The organism is Amycolatopsis sp. Hca4, assembly GCF_013364075.1.
In the GTDB taxonomy this organism is placed as follows: domain Bacteria; phylum Actinomycetota; class Actinomycetes; order Mycobacteriales; family Pseudonocardiaceae; genus Amycolatopsis.
Genome location: NZ_CP054925.1, coordinates 1941386 through 1959289, shown reverse-complemented (window position 1 = coordinate 1959289; position 17904 = coordinate 1941386). Strand labels below are relative to the sequence as shown.

1 protein-coding gene is annotated in these 17904 nt (G+C 76.7%); it reads left to right on the top strand.

The window, feature by feature from the left end:
- Positions 1 to 43: 43 nt before the first annotated feature.
- Complete coding sequence (locus HUT10_RS08565) at positions 44 to 17899, top strand: type I polyketide synthase (RefSeq protein ID WP_176170680.1); 17856 nt, start codon at positions 44 to 46, stop codon at positions 17897 to 17899.
- The last annotated feature ends 5 nt before the right edge of the window (positions 17900 to 17904 follow it).

The following is a 17904-nucleotide window of genomic DNA, read 5'->3' as shown; positions in this document are numbered from 1 at the left end:
GCGTGGCTGCCAGGGTCGGTCGGGAGGGCGACGAGGAGGCGGCATGATCGCGAAGGGGCCGATCGCAGTGGTCGGGCTGTCCTGCCGGGTGCCGGGAGCCGCCGACCCCGGTGCGTTCTGGCGGCTGCTGCGGGACGGCACCGAGGCGATCACCGACGTCCCCGCCGGCCGCTGGGACGCCCGAGCCGTCGCCGGTGCCGATCCGGCCGGCCGCGGTGGCTTCCTCGACGACGTACGGGGCTTCGATCCCGGGTTCTTCGGCATTTCGCCGAGGGCGGCCGTCGCGCTGGACCCGCAGCAGCGGCTCGCGCTCGAACTCGGGTGGGAGGCCCTCGAAGACGCCGGAGTGGTCCCGGCGCGGCTTGCCGGCAGCGACACCGGGGTCTTCCTGGCGACCGGCGGGGACGACTACGCCCTGCTCACCCACCAGGCCGGGCCTTCCGCCATCACCTCGCACACCTTCGCCGGGCTGCGCCGCGGGCTCGCCGCGAACCGCGTCTCGCACTTCCTCGGCCTGCACGGGCCCAGCCTGACCGTCGACACGGCCCAGTCCTCGTCGCTGGTCGCGGTGCACCTCGCGTGCGAAAGCCTCCGGCGCGGCGAGACCGCCGTGGCTCTCGCCGGTGGCGTGCACCTGAACCTGGTGCCGGACGGCGCGGTCGCCTTCGCCGAGTTCGGCGGCCTTTCGCCGGACGGCCGCTGCTACGCCTTCGACGCCCGCGCGAACGGAACGGTGCGGGGCGAGGGCGGCGCCGTCGTCGTCCTCAAGCGGCTCGCCGACGCGGAAGCGGACGGCGACCGGGTCTACGCGCTCGTCCACGGCGGTGCGATGAACCACGGCGGCGCGAGCGAGGCCCTGACCGTGCCGGACGAAGCCGCGCAACGGGCCGTCCTGCGCGCCGCCTACACCCGCGCCGGTGTCCGGCCCGAGGACGTCGGCTACGTCGAACTGCACGGCACCGGGACGCGGCGAGGCGATCCGGTCGAGGCCGCCGCACTGGGGTCGGTCCTCGGTGCCGCGCGGACCGGCGACCGGCCGCTGCTCGTCGGTTCCGTCAAGACGAACATCGGCCACCTCGACGCCGCCGCGGGCGTCGCCGGGCTGGTCAAGACGGTGCTCGCGCTGCACCACGGCGAAGTGCCCGCCAGCCTCAACCACGTGGCTCCGCCCCCGGAAATCCCCTTGGCCGAGCTGAACCTCGCGGTCAACGGCCGCCACACGCCGTGGCCGGACAGCGGCCGGTTCGCCGGGGTGAGCTCGTTCGGCATGGGCGGGACGAACTGCCACCTGGTGCTGTCCCGCCCCGCGCCGGCCGGCGGCTCGCCGGTGGCCGCGCCGCCGGTACTGGCCTGGACCGTGTCCGCCCGGACCCGCGACGCCGTCCGCGGGCAAGCCGGGCGGCTCGCCGAATTCGTGGCGGCCGAGCCCGGCCGCACGCCGGCCGAGATCGCCGGTGCGCTCGCCGCGGGCCGGACCGCCTTTCCCGAACGGGCCGTCGTCGTCGGCACCGGCGACGGCGAACTCCGGGCCGGGCTGGCGGCGCTCGCGGCGGGCGCCGACGCGGGGAACGTCCTGCGCGGCACGGCGACAGGCGGGACCACCGCGTTCCTCTTCGCCGGCCAGGGCAGCCAGCGCCCCGGCATGGGACGCGAGCTGTACTCGGCGTTCCCGGTCTACGCCGCCGCGTTCGACGAGGTCTGCGCCGCGTTCGACCCGCTGCTGGGCACCTCGCTGAAGGACGTCGTCTTCGCCGGGGGCGCGCTCCTGGACGAGACGCGGTTCACCCAGCCCGCCGTGTTCGCCGTCGAGGTCGCGCTGGTCCGGCTGCTCGCGCACTGGGGCCTGCGCCCGGACCTGCTCGCCGGGCACTCGGCGGGCGAGCTCGTCGCCGCGCACGTGGCCGGGGTGCTGTCCCTGCCGGACGCGGCCACCCTCGTCGCGGAACGCGCCCGGCTCATGCAGACGGTCGCCGTCGGCGGGGCGATGGCCGCCATCGAGGCGGGTGAAGACGAGGTACTCGGCGAGGGCGTCGGAGAGGGCGCCTGCGTCTCCGCGGTCAACGGCCCGCGGGCCACGGTCGTTTCCGGGGCGGAGGAAGCCGTTCTCGCGGTGGCCGCCCGGTGGCGCGAGCGCGGCCGCCGCGTGAAACGGCTCCCGATCGGCGTGGCCGGGCACTCCGCGCTGCTCGACCCGATCCTCGGCGAGTTCGCCCGCACGGCCGGGCGGCTGGCCTACGGCGAGCCCGAGATCCCGGTCGTCACCAACCTCACCGGCAGGCTCGCGGCGGAGGGCGAACTGTGCGAGCCCGGCTACTGGGTGCGCCAGGTCCGCGAGCCCGTCCGGTTCGGCGACGCCGTCCGGACGCTGCACGAGCTCGGCGCCACCCGGTTCGTCGAGGTGAGCCCGGACCGGGTGCTGGCCGCGCTGGTGCGCGGCGCCCTGCCGGACGCGGCGGTGTCGGTCACGGCGGTGCTGCGCGCCGGCCGGCCCGAGCCGCGCACCCTGGTTTCCGGGGTGGCCCAGGCCTTCGCCGACGGCGCGCCGGTCGACTGGCCCGCGGTGTTCGGCGACCCGGCGCCGGCCAGGGCGATCGGACTGCCCGGCTACGCCTTCCAGCGCAAGCCGTACTGGCTCGGCACCAATTTGTCCACTATGGACGAACAACCGGAAGTGCCCGCCGCCGGCGGGGACCCGCTCGACGTCGTCCGGTCCGCCACCGCGGTCGTGCTCGGGTATCCCGGCGCCGACGACGTCGATCCGCGCCGGACCTTCCGCGACCTCGGCTTCGACTCCCTGGCCGCGGTCGAGCTGCGTGACCGGCTCACCGCGGCGACCGGCGTCGAGCTCCCGCCGACGCTGACGTTCAACCACCCCACCCCGCTGGCGCTCGCCGAGCACCTGCGTGGTGGGCAGCGCGCACCCGCCGCCCCGGTGGCCGTCGCCGGACCCGGCGAGCCGATCGCGATCGTCGGCATGGGCTGCCGGTTCCCCGGTGGGGCCGGCTCGCCCGAAGACCTGTGGCGGCTGGTCGCGGACGGCGTCGACGCGATCACCGGCTTTCCCGGCGACCGCGGCTGGGACCTCGGCGCGGCGGGCGCGGAGATCCCGCGCCGCGGTGGCTTTCTGCCCGATGCCGCGCTGTTCGACCCGGAGTTCTTCGGCATCAGCCCGCGCGAGGCGCTCGCCATGGACCCGCAGCAGCGGTTGCTGCTCGAGACGGCGTGGGAAGCGCTGGAACGTGCCGGCCTCGACCCGGCGGCGCTGCGCGGCACCCCGGCGGGCGTGTTCGTCGGCGCGACGGCGAGCGACTACGGCCCCCGGCTGCACGAAGCCGGCCACGGCGCGGAGGGACACGTGCTCACCGGCAGTTCGGCGAGCCTGCTGTCCGGCCGGATCGCCTACACGCTCGGGTTCGAGGGCCCGGCCGTGACCGTCGACACGGCGTGCTCGTCGTCGCTGGTCGCGCTGCACCTGGCCGCGCGGGCCCTGCGGCAGGGCGAGTGCACGCTCGCCCTCGCCGGCGGGGTCACGGTGCTGGCGACGCCGGGGATCTTCCTCGAGTTCGGCAGGCAGGGCGGGCTGGCCGCGGACGGCCGCTGCAAGGCGTTCGGCGCGGGCGCCGACGGCACGGCCTGGGCCGAAGGCGCCGGGCTCGTCCTGCTGGAGCGGCTTTCGGACGCGCGTCGCCACGGCCATCCCGTGCTCGCGCTGGTCGCCGGGTCGGCGATCAACTCCGACGGCGCCAGCAACGGCCTGACCGCACCGAGCGGCCCCGCCCAGGAGCGCGTGATCCGCGCCGCGCTGGCCGACGCGAGACTGTCCACAGCGGACGTCGACGTGGTCGAGGCCCACGGCACGGGGACGGCGCTCGGCGACCCGATCGAGGCCGGCGCCCTGCTCGCGACGTACGGCCGTGACCGGGAAACGCCGCTGTGGCTGGGTTCGCTGAAGTCCAACATCGGCCACGCGCAGGCCGCCGCCGGCATCGGCGGCGTGGTGAAGATGGTGCAGGCGATGCACCACGGGGTCCTGCCGGCGACCCTGCACGCGGAGGAACCGTCCCCGCACGTCGACTGGTCGGCCGGCCGGGTCCGGCTGCTCACCTCGGCGAGGGAGTGGCCGGAGGCCGGCCGTCCCCGCCGGGCGGCGGTGTCGTCGTTCGGGATCAGCGGCACGAACGCCCACGTGGTCCTGGAACAGGCTCCGGCCGAACCGGAAACCGCGGCCGATCCGGCGCCCGAATCCCCGTTGCCCTATGTTCTTTCCGCCCGTGACACCGCCGCGCTCCGAGCTCAGGCCCGGCGGCTGCGTGACCACCTCACCGACCACCCGGACGAGGCCCCGGCGGACGTCGCCTACTCCCTGGCCACCACCCGCAGCCGTTTCGACGAGCGGGCCGCGTTCGTCGCCACCGGACGGTCCGGCCTCCTTGATGCCCTCGACTCCATCGCCGGTGGCGGTACCACCGGCGTCGTGCGCGCCACGACCGGCGGGACCGTCTTCGTCTTCCCCGGCCAGGGCTCGCAGTGGGCCGGGATGGCGGCCGGACTCCTCGGCACCTCACCGGAGTTCACGGCCCGGTTCGCCGAGTGCGAGCGGGCGCTGGCAGAGCACCTCGACTGGTCTCCCGCCGACGTCCTGCGCGAGCGGCCCGAGGCACCCGCGCTGGACCGTGACGACGTGGTCCAGCCGGTGCTGTTCGCGGTGATGGTGTCGCTGGCCGCGCTCTGGCGCGCCCACGGTGTCGAGCCCGACGCGGTGATCGGCCACTCGCAGGGCGAGATCGCCGCCGCCTGCGTCGCCGGTGCGCTGTCGCTCGCGGACGCCGCCCGGGTCGTCGCCCTGCGCGCCCGGCTGCTGAGCGAGCTGGCCGGGCTCTCCGGGATGGTTTCGGTTCCGCTGCCCGAGGCCGAGGTCACCGAGCTGCTGACCGGCTGGGGTGACCGCGTCTCGGTCGCCGCTGTCAACGGGCCGCGCTCGGTCGCGGTGTCCGGCGACCCGGACGCGTTGCGGGAACTCGTCGCCGCGTGCGCGCTGCGCGACGTGCGGGCCCGGGAGATCCCGATCGACTACGCTTCCCACTCCCGGCACGTCGAACGGCTCCGCGACCGGCTCCTGGCCGCGCTCGCGCCGATCACGCCGCGGCCGCCGGACATCCCGTTCTTCTCGACCGTCACCGGGGAACCGCACGCCGTCCTCGACGCCGCCTACTGGTACCGCAACCTGCGGGAGCCGGTGCGCTTCGAAGCCGGGGTGCGGCGGCTGCTGGCCGCCGGGCACCGCGTGTTCGCCGAGGTCGGCCCGCACCCCGTGCTCGCGCTCGGGATGCGGGAGACGTTCGACGACGCGGGCGTGGCCGCGGCGGCCGTCGGGACGCTGCGGCGCGGCGACGGCGGCCGGGACCGCTTCCTCCGGTCCCTGGCCGAGGCCCACGCCTGCGGCGCCGCCGTGCGCTGGGACGCCGTCTTCGCCGGGACCGGCGCCCGGCGCACCGGCCTGCCGACGTACCCGTTCCGGCGACGGCGGTTCTGGTGGCGCCCGCCGGCCGAGGCGCGCACCGGCAGCGATCCCGCCGCCGGCCTGCGCTACGGGATCGCGTGGTGGCCGGCGACGGCCGAAGGCACCGCGCGGCTGTCCGGGACGTGGCTCGTCGCCGGCGGCCGCCGGTCGCCGTGGCGCCCGCTGATCGCCGCGGCACTGGCGGAGGCGGGCGCCGACGTCCGCGACGAGGACTTCACCGGGGAACCCGCCGGGGTGGTTTCCCTGCACGCCCTCGACGAAGAAGGCGCGCTCACCGGCACGCTTTCGCTGCTGCGGCGGTTCGGCTGTCCGATGTGGAGTGTCACGTGCGGAGCGGTCGGCACCGGCGACGGTGACCCGGTCCGCGCGCCCCGGCAGGCCGCCGTCTGGGGTCTCGGCCAGGTGGCCGCGCTGGAGCAGCCCCGCCGCTGGGGCGGGCTCGCCGACCTGCCCGAGCAGCCGGACGCGGAATCCGCGCGGCGGCTGGCCGGACTGCTGACCGGGACCGAGGACCAGGTGGCCGTCCGGCCGTCCGGCGTCTTCGCCCGGCGCCTGGTGCGCCCGGCCCCGCCGGCCCGGGCGGCCTGGCGGCCGCGGGGGACCGTCCTGGTCACCGGCGGGACCGGCGCGCTCGGCCGCCGGGTCGCGCGCTGGCTCGCCGGAAACGGAGCCGCGCACGTCGTGCTCGCCGGCCGGAGCGGCCCGGCGGCGCCGGAAGCCGTGGCCATCACCGAAGAACTGGGTGCGGACCGGGTCACCGTCGCCGCCTGCGACGTCACCGACGAGAGCGCGGTGGCCGGCCTGGTCGCGTCGGTCCCCGGCGAGCTGACGGCCGTGGTGCACGCCGCCGGGACGAGCCGGTTCGGGCGGCTGGCCGACATCGGCCCGGAGCACCTGGCGGAGGTGCTCGGCGCGAAGGTGCTGGGAGCCGAGGTCCTCGACCGCGTGCTCGGCGACCGGCCGCTGGACGCGTTCGTGCTGTTCTCCTCGGCCGCCGGCGTCTGGGGCGGTGCCGAGCAGGGCGCGTACTCGGCCGCGAACGCCTGCCTCGACGCGCTCGCCCACCGGCGCCGGGCGCTCGGCCGGGTCGCGACGGCGGTGGCGTGGGGCCCCTGGTCCGGCGGCGGCATGGTCACGCGTGAGTTCGAGACGGCCCTGCGTGCCCGCGGGTTCACCCCGATCGATCCGGGTGTCGCACTCGACGCGCTCGCGACGGCCGTCGGCGGTGGCGAGACCGCCACGGTCGTCGCCGACGTCGACTGGCCCCGCTTCGCCGCGCTCTACACGATGGCGCGGCCGAGCCCGCTGCTCGGTGAGCTCGCCGAAACCCGCCGCCCGGCGGAGCCGCGGCAGCCGGCTTCCGCGCTCGGGCAGCGCCTTCGCGAGTTGCCGGAGGCCGCGCAGCACGACCTGCTGCGGACGCTGGTCCGCACCCAGCTCGCGGCCGTTCTCGGGCACGACGGGCCGTCGGCGGTGGCCGCGGACCGGCCGTTCTCCGCGCTCGGGGTGGACTCGCTCACGGCGGTCGAGCTGCGCGACCGGCTGGCGGCCGCGACGGAGCTCGCGCTGCCGGTCACGATCGTCTTCGACCACCCGACCGCGACCGCGCTGGCCACGCACCTGCGTGACACCGCCCTCGGCGCGCCCGTGGCCGAAGCCGCCGCGCCGGCCGCCCCCGCGGACGAGCCGCTGGCCATCGTGGGCATGAGCTGCCGGCTGCCCGGCGGCATCGAAGACCCCGAGGACCTGTGGCGGTTGCTGGCCGAGGGCGGCGACGCCGTCGGCGGGCTCCCGGCCGACCGGGGCTGGGACCTCGGCGCGTTGTACGACCCGGATCCGGACCGGCCGGGCACCAGTTACGTCCGCGGCGGCGGCTACCTGAGCGGGATCGACCGGTTCGACGCCGACCTGTTCGGCATCGCGCCGCGCGAAGCGCTGGTGATGGACCCGCAGCAGCGGCTGCTGCTCGAAGCCACCTGGACGGCGCTGGAGCACGCGGGCATCGCGCCGGACTCGCTGTCCGGCAGCGGCACCGCGGTGTTCGCGGGCATCCAGGTGCCCGACTACTGGACGCCGGACCGGATCCCCGGCGCCCTCGAGGCCTACCAGGTCACGGCGGGCGCGCCGAGCGTGGCGGCGGGCCGGATCGCCTACACCTTCGGGCTGGAAGGCCCGGCGATGACCGTGGACACCGCGTGTTCGTCGTCGCTGGTCGCGCTGCACCTGGCGGCGCGCTCGCTGCGCGCGGGGGAGTGCTCTCTGGCGATCGCGGGCGGCGCGACGGTGATGACCACCCCGGCGGCTTTGCGCAGCCTCAGCCGGCAGCGGGCCCTGTCCCCGGACGGCCGGTGCAGGGCGTTCTCGGACGACGCCGACGGGTTCGGCGCCGCCGAAGGGGTCGCGGCACTGGTCGTGGAGCGCCTCTCGGACGCGCGGCGGAACGGGCACCGCGTGCTGGCCGTGCTGCGCGGTTCGGCGGTCAACTCCGACGGCACCAGCAACGGGCTCACCGCCCCGAACGGCCTGGCCCAGCAGCGCGTCATCCGCGCGGCCCTCGCGGACGCCGGACTGTCCGCTTCGGACGTCGACGCCGTCGAAGCGCACGGCACCGGCACCCGGCTGGGCGACCCGGTGGAAGCGCTGGCGCTGCAGGAGACCTACGGCCGTGACCGCCCGGCCGACCGGCCGGTCCTGGTGGGGTCGGTCAAGTCGAACCTCGGTCACACCCAGGCCGTTTCCGGTCTCGCCGGCGTGATCAAGACGGTCCTCGCGCTGCGCAACGGGGAGCTTCCGCGCACGCTGCACGCCGACCGGCCGTCGTCCCACGTGGACTGGACGCGCGGCGCGCTGGCCCTGCTGACCGAGCCGGCGCCGTGGCCGGCCACCGGGCGGCCGCGCCGGGCCGGGGTCTCGTCCTTCGGCATCTCCGGCACCAACGCGCACGTGGTCCTCGAGCAGGCACCGGCCGACCCGGAGCCGGCCGCGGGCGGCCCGGCAGGCGTGGTGCCGTGGGTGCTGACCGGGGCGACCCCGGAGGCCGTCCACGACCTGGCGGACCGGGTGCGGTCGTTCGTCGCCGGGAGGCCGGAGCTGACGGTCCGGGACGTGGCCCGGACGCTGGCCGCGCGGTCCGCGCACGCACACCGGGCCGTCGTCGTCGGCGAAGGCCGCGAAGAACTGCTGGCCGCGCTCGCCGGCGTCCGGCCCGAGCGGGGGACCGGCGGGAAGCTGGCGTTCCTGTTCACCGGCCAGGGCAGCCAGCACGCCGGGATGGGCCACGGGCTGCGTGCGCAGTTCCCGGTGTACGCCAGTGCTTTCGACGCCGCCTGCGCGGCGGCGCGCCTCGACCCGGCGGTCGTGGCCGACGGCGACGCGCTCGCCCGCACGGAGTTCGCGCAGCCCGCCCTGTTCGCGCTGCAGGTCGCGCTGTACCGCCTCGCCGAGTCGTGGGGGCTGCGCCCGGACGTCCTGATCGGACACTCCGTCGGGGAGATCGCGGCGGCGCACGTCGCCGGCGTGCTGTCACTCGCGGACGCGGGAACGCTGGTCGCGGCGCGCGGCCGGCTGATGCAGGACCTGCCCACCGGCGGCGCGATGATCGCGGTCGAGGCGAGCGAAGACGAAGTCCGTTCCGCGCTGACCGGCGAGGCCGCGATCGCGGCGGTCAACGGCCCGGCCGCCGTCGTGCTCTCGGGGGCCGCGGACGCCGTCGAGGCCGTCGCCGCGGAGTTCGCCGCACGGGGCCGCCGGACGAAACGCCTGCCCGGCGGGCACGCGTTCCATTCGCCCCTGATGGCCCCGATGGTCGAGCGGTTCCGCGAAGTCCTGGCCGGGCTGGAATTCGCCGAGCCCGCCGTCCCGCTGTGGCCGGCCGCGGCCGGCGATCCGGCGACGGCGGAGTACTGGGCCGGCCACGTGCTCGGCACCGTGCGGTTCGCCGACGCGGTCGCACGGCTCGGCGCCGACGGCGTCACCACGTGCCTGGAGATCGGGCCCGACCGGGTGCTGTCCGCGCTCGGCCCGGCGATCGACCCCGCCATCGAATTCGTCCCGGCGCAGCGCGCCGACCGCCCCGGCGCGCGCACGGCCGTCGAGGCCGCCGGCCGCCTGCACGTGCTCGGCCACGACGTCGCACCGGCGAGCCTGTGCACCGGCGGCCGGCTCGCCGACCTGCCCGCCTACCCGTTCCGGCACCGCAGCTTCTGGCTGGCCCCCGGCCAGGCGCCGGACCGGTCCGGGCACCCCCTGGCCGGAACGGCCGTCCGGCTGGCGGACGACGGGGGCGTCCTGGTCACCGGCACGCTCTCCGCGACCGCGCCCGGCTGGCTCGGCGACCACACGATCGGCGGGACGACGCTGGTGCCCGGCACCGCCCTCCTCGAGCTGGCGCTGCAGGCCGCCGCCGCGGCGGGCTGCGCGACCGTCGGGGAACTCACCCTGGAGACCCCGCTCGTCCTGCCGGACCACGGATCGGTGTCGGTCCAGGTCCGGGCCGGGGCGGCCGACGAGGACGGCCACCGGCCGCTGACCGTCCACTCCGGACGGAACGGCGAGTGGACCCGGCACGCCACCGGGCTCGCCGGTCCCGGTGCGCCCGCGGATTCCGGCCTGCCGCTTCCCGCCGACGCGGAACCCCTTGCCGTCGAGAGGCTCTACGAGCAGCTGGCCGACGCGGGATACGGCTACGGACCGGCCTTCCGCGGCCTCACCGCCGCCTGGCGCCACGGCGAAGACGTCTACGCCGAGGCGGTCCTGCCCGAGGAACTCCGCGACGAGGCCGGGAACTGCACGCTGCACCCGGCGTTGCTCGACGCCGCGCTGCACGCGCTCGGGTTCACCGGCAGGCTCGACGGCGGCACCCCGGTACCGTTCGCCTGGCGCGGGGTTTCCGTCACCGCACCGGGACCGTCGGCCATCCGCGTCCGCCTCACCCCGGCTGCCGGGGACGCCGTGTCGCTGCACGTCGCGGACGCCGAGGGCCGTCCGGTGGCCACGGTGGATTCGCTCGTCCTGCGTCCGGCCGCTCCGGCGCCGCGCGACGGCCTCCTCGAACCGGACTGGGTCCGCGTCACCGCTCCGGAAGTCACCGCCCCGGAAGTCACCGGGCCGGACGTCGTGCCGGTCGGCGACCTCGCGGAGCTGACCGGCGAGCCGGTGCCGGCGGCCGTGGTCGTCGCGGCCGGGGACCCGGCCCGCGCCCTCGCCTTGTGCCGGGCTTGGGCGGCCGACGACCGGTTCGCCAGCGCGCGGCTGGTCCTGCGCACCCGGAACGCGGGCACCGACCCGGACCAGGCCGCCGTCTGGGGGCTCGTGCGGTCGGCGCAGACCGAGCACCCCGGCCGGTTCGTGCTGCTCGACGCCGGCACCGAAGACACCGCCGGGCTCGCCGCCGCGATCGCCACCGGCGAACCCGAGGTGGCCGTCCGGTCCGGGGAAGTGCTGGTGCCGCGCCTGAAGCGGGCGAGCACCGGCGACGACCTGACCTTGCCGGACGAACCGTGGCGGCTTGCCGTCGTCCACAAGGGACGACTCGACGGGCTCGCCCCGATCGCGCACCCGGCCGAGCCGCCGGCCCCCGGTCAGGTCCGGGTCGCCGTGCGGGCCGCGGGACTCAACTTCCGCGACGTGCTCAACGCGCTCGGGCTCTACCCGGGTGAGGCCCCGCCGTTGGGCATCGAAGGCGCGGGTGTCGTCACCGAGACCGGTCCGGGGGTCACCGGGTTCGCGCCGGGCGACCGGGTGCTGGGCCTGCTCGACCACGCCTTCGGCCCGCTCGCCGTCACCGACCGCCGAAACCTGGTGCCCGTGCCGGCGGACTGGACGTTCGCCGAGGCGGCGGCCGTGCCCGTCGTGTTCCTCACGGCCTGGTACGGGCTGCGCGACCTGGCCGGCCTGCGGGCCGGGGAGAAGGTGCTCGTGCACGCCGGGGCCGGCGGGGTCGGGATGGCGGCGATCCAGCTGGCGCGTCACCTCGGCGCCGACGTCTACGCCACCGCGAGCCCGGCCAAGCACGACGTCCTGCGCGGACTCGGCCTGCCGGACACGCACATCGCCTCGTCGCGGACCCTGGACTTCGCGACGGCGTTCGCGGGCACCGGGTTCGACGTCGTGCTGAACTCGCTCGCCGGCGAGTTCGTCGACGCGTCGCTGGGCCTGCTGGGCGACGGCGGCCGGTTCGTCGAGCTGGGCAAGACGGACGTCCGCCCGGCCGCGGAGATCCCGGCCGGGGTGACCTACCGGACGTTCGACCTCACCGAGCCCGGCGCCGAGCGGATCCAGGAGATGCTCCGCGCCCTGGTGGACCTGTTCGCCGCCGGTGCGCTCCTGCCGCTGCCGCTGTCCACGTGGGACATCCGGCGGGCGGTCGAGGCGTTCCGGTTCGTCAGCCAGGCCAAGCACGTCGGCAAGGTCGTGCTGACCGTGCCGGCCGGGCCGGCGCCGGACGGCACGGTGCTGGTCACCGGCGGCACCGGCGCACTCGGCAGCCTGGTCGCCCGGCACCTCGCCGGGCAGGGTGCGCGGCACCTGCTGCTGGCCGGACGGCGTGGCCCGGCCGCCCCCGGCGTGCGCGAACTGACCGCGGAGCTGGCCGGGCTCGGCGCGTCGGTGACCGTCGCCGCGTGCGACGTCGCCGACCGCGGCCAGCTCGCCGCCCTGCTGGCCGGGATCCCCGCCGAGCACCCGCTGACGGCGGTCGTCCACGCCGCGGGCGTGCTCGACGACGGCCTGGTGGCTGCGATGACGCCCGAGCGGCTGGAGCGCGTGCTGCGGCCCAAGGTCGCCGCCGCCCAGCACCTCGACGAGCTGACCCGCGGCGGCGACCTCGCCGAGTTCGTGCTGTTCTCCTCGGCGTCGGCGTTCTTCGGCGGTGCCGGCCAGTGCAACTACACCGCGGCCAACGCGGCCCTCGACGCCATCGCGGCCCGCCGCCGCGCGGCCGGGCTGCCCGCCGTGTCGATCGCCTGGGGCGCGTGGGCGCACGAAGGCAGCATGACCGGGCGGCTCGGCGCGGCCGACCACGCCCGGCTGGCCAGGGCCGGCCTGGCGACGCTGGCCGCCGAGCGCGGGCTCGCCCTGTTCGACGCGGCCCGCCGGCTCGGCCGGCCGCTCGTCGTGGCGGCGGAACTGGACGTCGCGGCCCTGCGCCGCAGCGGCGAGAGCGTCCCGCCGTCGCTGCGCGTTCTCGCCGGGGCCACCGCGCGGCGGCCGGAGCCCGGGCGCGCCGGGACCGAAGACGTGCTCGACCTGGTCCGCGATCGGGTCGCCGCGGTGCTCGGGCACACCGGGGCCGCGGAGGTGGCACCGGACAGGGCGTTCAAGGACCTCGGGTTCGACTCGCTGAGCTCGGTCGAACTCCGCAACGTGCTTTCGGCGGCGACCGGGCTGCGGCTGCCCGCGACCGTCGTGTTCGACCAGCCGACCCCGGAGGCCCTCGCGGCCTACCTGCGGGCCGAGCTGTCCGGTGCGGCGGCCGCGCCCGTGGCCACCGTGGTCGCCGAGGCCGGTGACGACCCGGTCGCGATCATCGCGATGAGCTGCCGGCTGCCCGGCGGCGTCCGGTCGCCCGAAGACCTGTGGCGGCTGGTGCGCGACGGCGCCGAGGCGGTCACCGGGCCGCCGGCCAACCGCGGCTGGGACCTCGACGCGCTCTACGACCCGGACCCCGAGCGCCCCGGCACCACCTACGCGCGGGCGGGCGGCTTCCTGCACGACGCGGACGAGTTCGACCCGGAGTTCTTCGGGATCAGCCCGCGCGAGGCACTGGCCATGGACCCGCAGCAGCGGTTGCTCCTGGAGACCGCGTGGGAGGTCTTCGAAGCGGCGGGCGTCGACCCGGGTTCCGTGCGGGGGCAACGGCTCGGCGTCTTCGTCGGCGGCGCGTCGCTCGGCTACGGCACCGACTCGCGCGAGTTCCCCGGGGAGCTGGAGGGCTACCGGCTGACCGGCAGCACGACCAGCGTCCTGTCCGGCCGGATCGCCTACACCTTCGGACTGGAGGGGCCGGCCCTCACCGTGGACACGGCGTGTTCGTCGTCGCTGGTGGCGCTGCACCTCGCGGTGCAGGCGATCCGCCGCGGAGAGTGCTCGATGGCGCTGTCCGGCGGGGCGGCGATCATGGCGAACACGGACCTGTTCGTCGAGCTGAGCCGCCAGCGCGGACTGGCGCCGGACGGGCGGTGCAAGCCGTTCGCGGCGGCCGCCGACGGCACGGCGTGGGGCGAAGGCGTCGGGATGCTGCTGCTGGAACGGCTGTCCGACGCACGGCGCCGCGGGCACGAGGTACTGGCGGTGATCCGCGGCTCGGCGGTCAACTCCGACGGGGCGAGCAACGGCCTGACCGCACCCAACGGGCCGTCGCAGCAACGGGTGATCCGGGCCGCGCTGGCCGACGCCGGACTGTCTCCGTCGGACGTCGACGCGGTCGAGGCCCACGGCACCGGCACCCGGCTCGGCGACCCGATCGAGGCACAGGCCCTGCTGGCGACGTACGGCCGTGACCGGACGGCGGACCACCCGCTGTGGCTCGGTTCGCTCAAGTCCAACATCGGCCACGCCCAGTCGGCGGCGGGGGTCGCCGCCGTGATCAAGATGGTGCTGGCACTGCGGCACGGCGAACTGCCGCGCACGATCAACCTCGGTGAGCCGACCCCGCACGTCGACTGGTCGCCCGGCACGGTCCGGCTGCTGACCGAGCACCTCGCCTGGCCGGAGACGGGCCGGGCGCCACGGGCGGCCGTCTCCTCGTTCGGCATCAGCGGGACGAACGCGCACCTGATCCTGGAGCAGGCGGCCGAGGCGCCGGCCGCGAAGCCCGCCGACCCGGCGGCAGAGCCGATGCCACTGGTGCTTTCGGCCCGGTCCGAAGAGGCGTTGCGGGCCCGTGCGGAGCAGGTCGCCACCGTCCTGGAAGCCGAAGACCTCGCGGACGTGGCGCACAGCCTGGCCGCGCTGCCGCGGTTCGAGCACCGGGCCGTCGTCGTCGCCGCGCCGGCCCTGCCGGCGCTGGCCGAGGGCCGCCGCGATCCCGCCGTGGTGCGCGGGACCGCCGGGACCCCGGGCCGGACCGTCTTCGTGTTCCCCGGGCAGGGCGGCCAGTGGGCAGGCATGGGCGTCGAGCTGCTCGACAGCTCGCCCGTCTTCGCGCGGCGGATGCGGGAATGCGACGCGGCGCTGGCGGAGTTCACCGGCTGGTCCGTGCTCGACGTCCTGCGCGGCGCACCGGGCGCGCCCTCGCTCGACGACGTCGAGGTCGTCCAGCCCGCGCTGTTCGCGGTCATGGTTTCCCTGGCCGAGCTGTGGGCGGCCGCCGGCGTGCGGCCGGACGCGGTGGTCGGCCACAGCCAGGGCGAGATCGCCGCGGCCTGCGTCGCCGGCGCACTGTCGGTTTCGGACGCCGCCCGCGTGATCGCCTCGCGCAGCGCCATTTCCCGGGTGCTCGTCGGGCGCGGCAGCATGGCGCCGGTCGCGCTCGGCGAAGAAGCCGCGGCCGAGCTCGTCGCCGGCTGGGGTGACCGGCTTTCGATCGCCGCGGTGAACGGGCCGAACTCGGTCGCCGTCGCCGGTGACCTCGGCGCGCTGCACGAACTGGTCGCCCGCTGCGAGGCGCAGGGCGTGCGGGCCCGGCTGATCCCGGCCGCGTTCGCGTCGCACTCCCCGGCGGTGGAACCGCTCCGTGACGAGCTGCTCGCCGCGTTCGCCCCGGTCCGTCCTCGAACCGGCGAGGTGGCGTTCTACTCGACGGTCACCGGGGGCGTGCTCGACGGGAACGAGCTGGACGCCGGGTACTGGTACCGCAACCTGCGGCAGCCCGTGCGGTTCGACCGGGCGGTCCGGGCGCTGGCCGAGCAAAAGCACACGACGTTCGTCGAGATCGGCCCGCACCCGGTGCTGCCGGCGGCGATCCGGGAACTGCTCGACGAGCCCGGCGCCCCGGCCCCGGTCGTGACCGGCACGCTCCGTCGCGGCGAAGGCGGGCTCACCCGGTTCGTCACGGCGGCGGCCGAACTGCACGTCCGCGGCGTCGGGGTCGACTGGGCCGGGCTGCGGCCCGGCGGACGGCGGATCCCGCTGCCCGCGTACCCGTTCCAGCGGCAGCGGTTCTGGCTGCGGTCGGGTACGGCCACGGCCGACGTGTCGTCGGCCGGGGTGACCCCCCTCGGGCACCCGCTGCTGGGCGCGATCGTCGCGGTGCCGGGGTCGGAGGCGGTCGTGTTCACCGGCCGGATCGCGGCGTCGGCCCCGGCGTGGCTGGGCGAGCACGCCCTGCGCGGGACGACGCTGCTGCCGGGCACGGCGATGCTGGAACTCGCGTTCCGCGCGGGCGAGCACCTCGGCTGCGACCGCGTCGAGGACCTCGTTCTGGCCGCGCCGGTGGTCCTGCCCGGCCGCGGCGGCCTGCAGCTGCGGCTGGTCGCCGACGAGCCGGACGCGACCGGCCGTCACCCGTTCCGGGTGTTCACCCGGCCGGAGGGCGCGGACACGGCCTGGACCCAGCACGCCGAGGGCACCCTGACGGCGGCCGGGGACGTCCCCGCGCCGCGAACCGGGCCGTGGCCGCCGGACGGGGCCCAGCCACTGGACTCGGGCGGCCTCCACGACGTGCTCGCCGACGCGGGTGTCCACTACGGACCGGCGTTCCGGGGTGTCGTCAGGGCCTGGCGGCACGGCGCCGACGTGCTCGCGGAGGTCCGCCTGCCCGAGCGCGAGGCGGCCGACGCCGGCCGGTACGGCATCCACCCGGCACTGCTGGACGCGGCACTGCAGCCGATCGGCCCCGGCGGGCTGGTGTCCGGGCCGGACCTCATGCCGTTCGCGTGGTCCGGGGTGTCGCTGCACGCCGCCGGTGCGGCCGCGGCGCGGGTCCGGCTGCACCGGACGGGTGAGGACGCGCTGGCGGTGGAGCTGACCGATCCGGCCGGGTCGCCGGTGCTGTCGGCCGAGTCCCTGACCCTGCGGCCGGTGTCGGCCGGGCCACCGGGCCAGGCCGCGCTCTTCCGGCTCGGGTGGGTGCCGTTGCCCGTCCTTCCCGGACCGCCGGGGGGTGCGCTGCGGATCTGCGACGACCCCGCGGAAGCGCTCGAGTGGGTCCGCACGGCGGGTCCGGGCACGGTGGTCGTGGCCACCCGCGCAGCGGTGGCGGTGTCCGACGCGGAGCGGCCCGACCCGGCTCGGGCCGCGGTGTGGAGCGCGGTCCGCGGTCTCGCGGAGCAGCGAATCGTCCTGGCCGACCTCGACGACTCACCGGACGCGGAGAACCTGGCCAGGACGGCCGCGGCGCTCGGCGAGCCGGAACTGGCGGTCCGCGGGGGAGCGGTGCACGTCCCGCGGCTGGATCGGGTGCAGCCGTCGACGGCGGAGCCGGAACCCTTCACCGGCACGGTCGTGGTGGCCGGAGACGAGATCGAGGCACCCGGCGTGGGTGCCGGTTCCGGTGCTGCGGCGGGCGGGCCTGCTGATGCCGTCCGGTCCGGCGAGGCAGCAGCCGCTGGTGCCGCTGGTGGTGCCGGGTCTGGCGAGGCAGCAGCTGGTGCCGCCGCAGCCGCCCCCGGCTCTCCCGGCTGGGTGCGGATCGCGTCCCTGGCCGATCTTCCCTCCCTGCCGGCCTCGGGCGAGCTGATCCTGATCACCGGTCCGGCCGACAGCCCGCTCGCCGAGGCGCTGGCCGCCCACCGGCGAGCGCTGGGACACTCGACCCGGACCCTCACCTGGGGACTTCCCCAGGCACCGCCGCCGGAACACTCGCCGGGTGACCTCGTCGAAGCCGTGCGGCGGGTCGCGGTCACCGGGCTCGTCGCCGCCGTGCTGCCCACCTCGCCGTCCGGCACGGTTCCCGCGGTGCTGCGGAAACTCGTGCGGCCCGCCCGGCGCACCGCGGCCGACCGCACGTGGGCCCAGCGGCTCGGCGCACTGCCTGCGGAAGACCGCCCGGCCGCCGTGCTCGGGCTGGTGCGGGAACAGATCGCCGCCGTGCTCGGGCTGGCGAATCCCGCGCACGTGCGTGACGATCGCGGACTGCTGCAGCTCGGCTTCGACTCGCTGACCGCCGTCGAACTGCGGACCCGGCTCGGGGAGCTGACCGGCCTGCGGCTGCCTGCGACCCTCGTCTTCGACCACCCGACCGCGGCCGACATCGCCGGCCACCTCACCACCCTGCTCGTCCCCGGCACGGGCAGGCAACCGGCGGACACCGAAGAACAGGACTTCCGCGCCGCTCTCGCCGCCCTCGGTTACGCGCGCCTGAAAGAAGCCGGGCTCGTGCGCACCGTCCTCGATCTGGCGTCGGCGCCCGCCGACGACGACCGGATCGACGCGATGGACGTCGCCGACCTGGTCCGGCTCGCCCTCGGCGACCCCGCCGACTCTCCCGACGAAACGTGAGCTGA

Coding starts and splice junctions, on each gene's coding strand:
- HUT10_RS08565 (WP_176170680.1), top strand. CDS start 44: ATGATCGCGAAGGGGCCGATCGCAGTGGTCGGGCTGTCCTGCCGGGTG.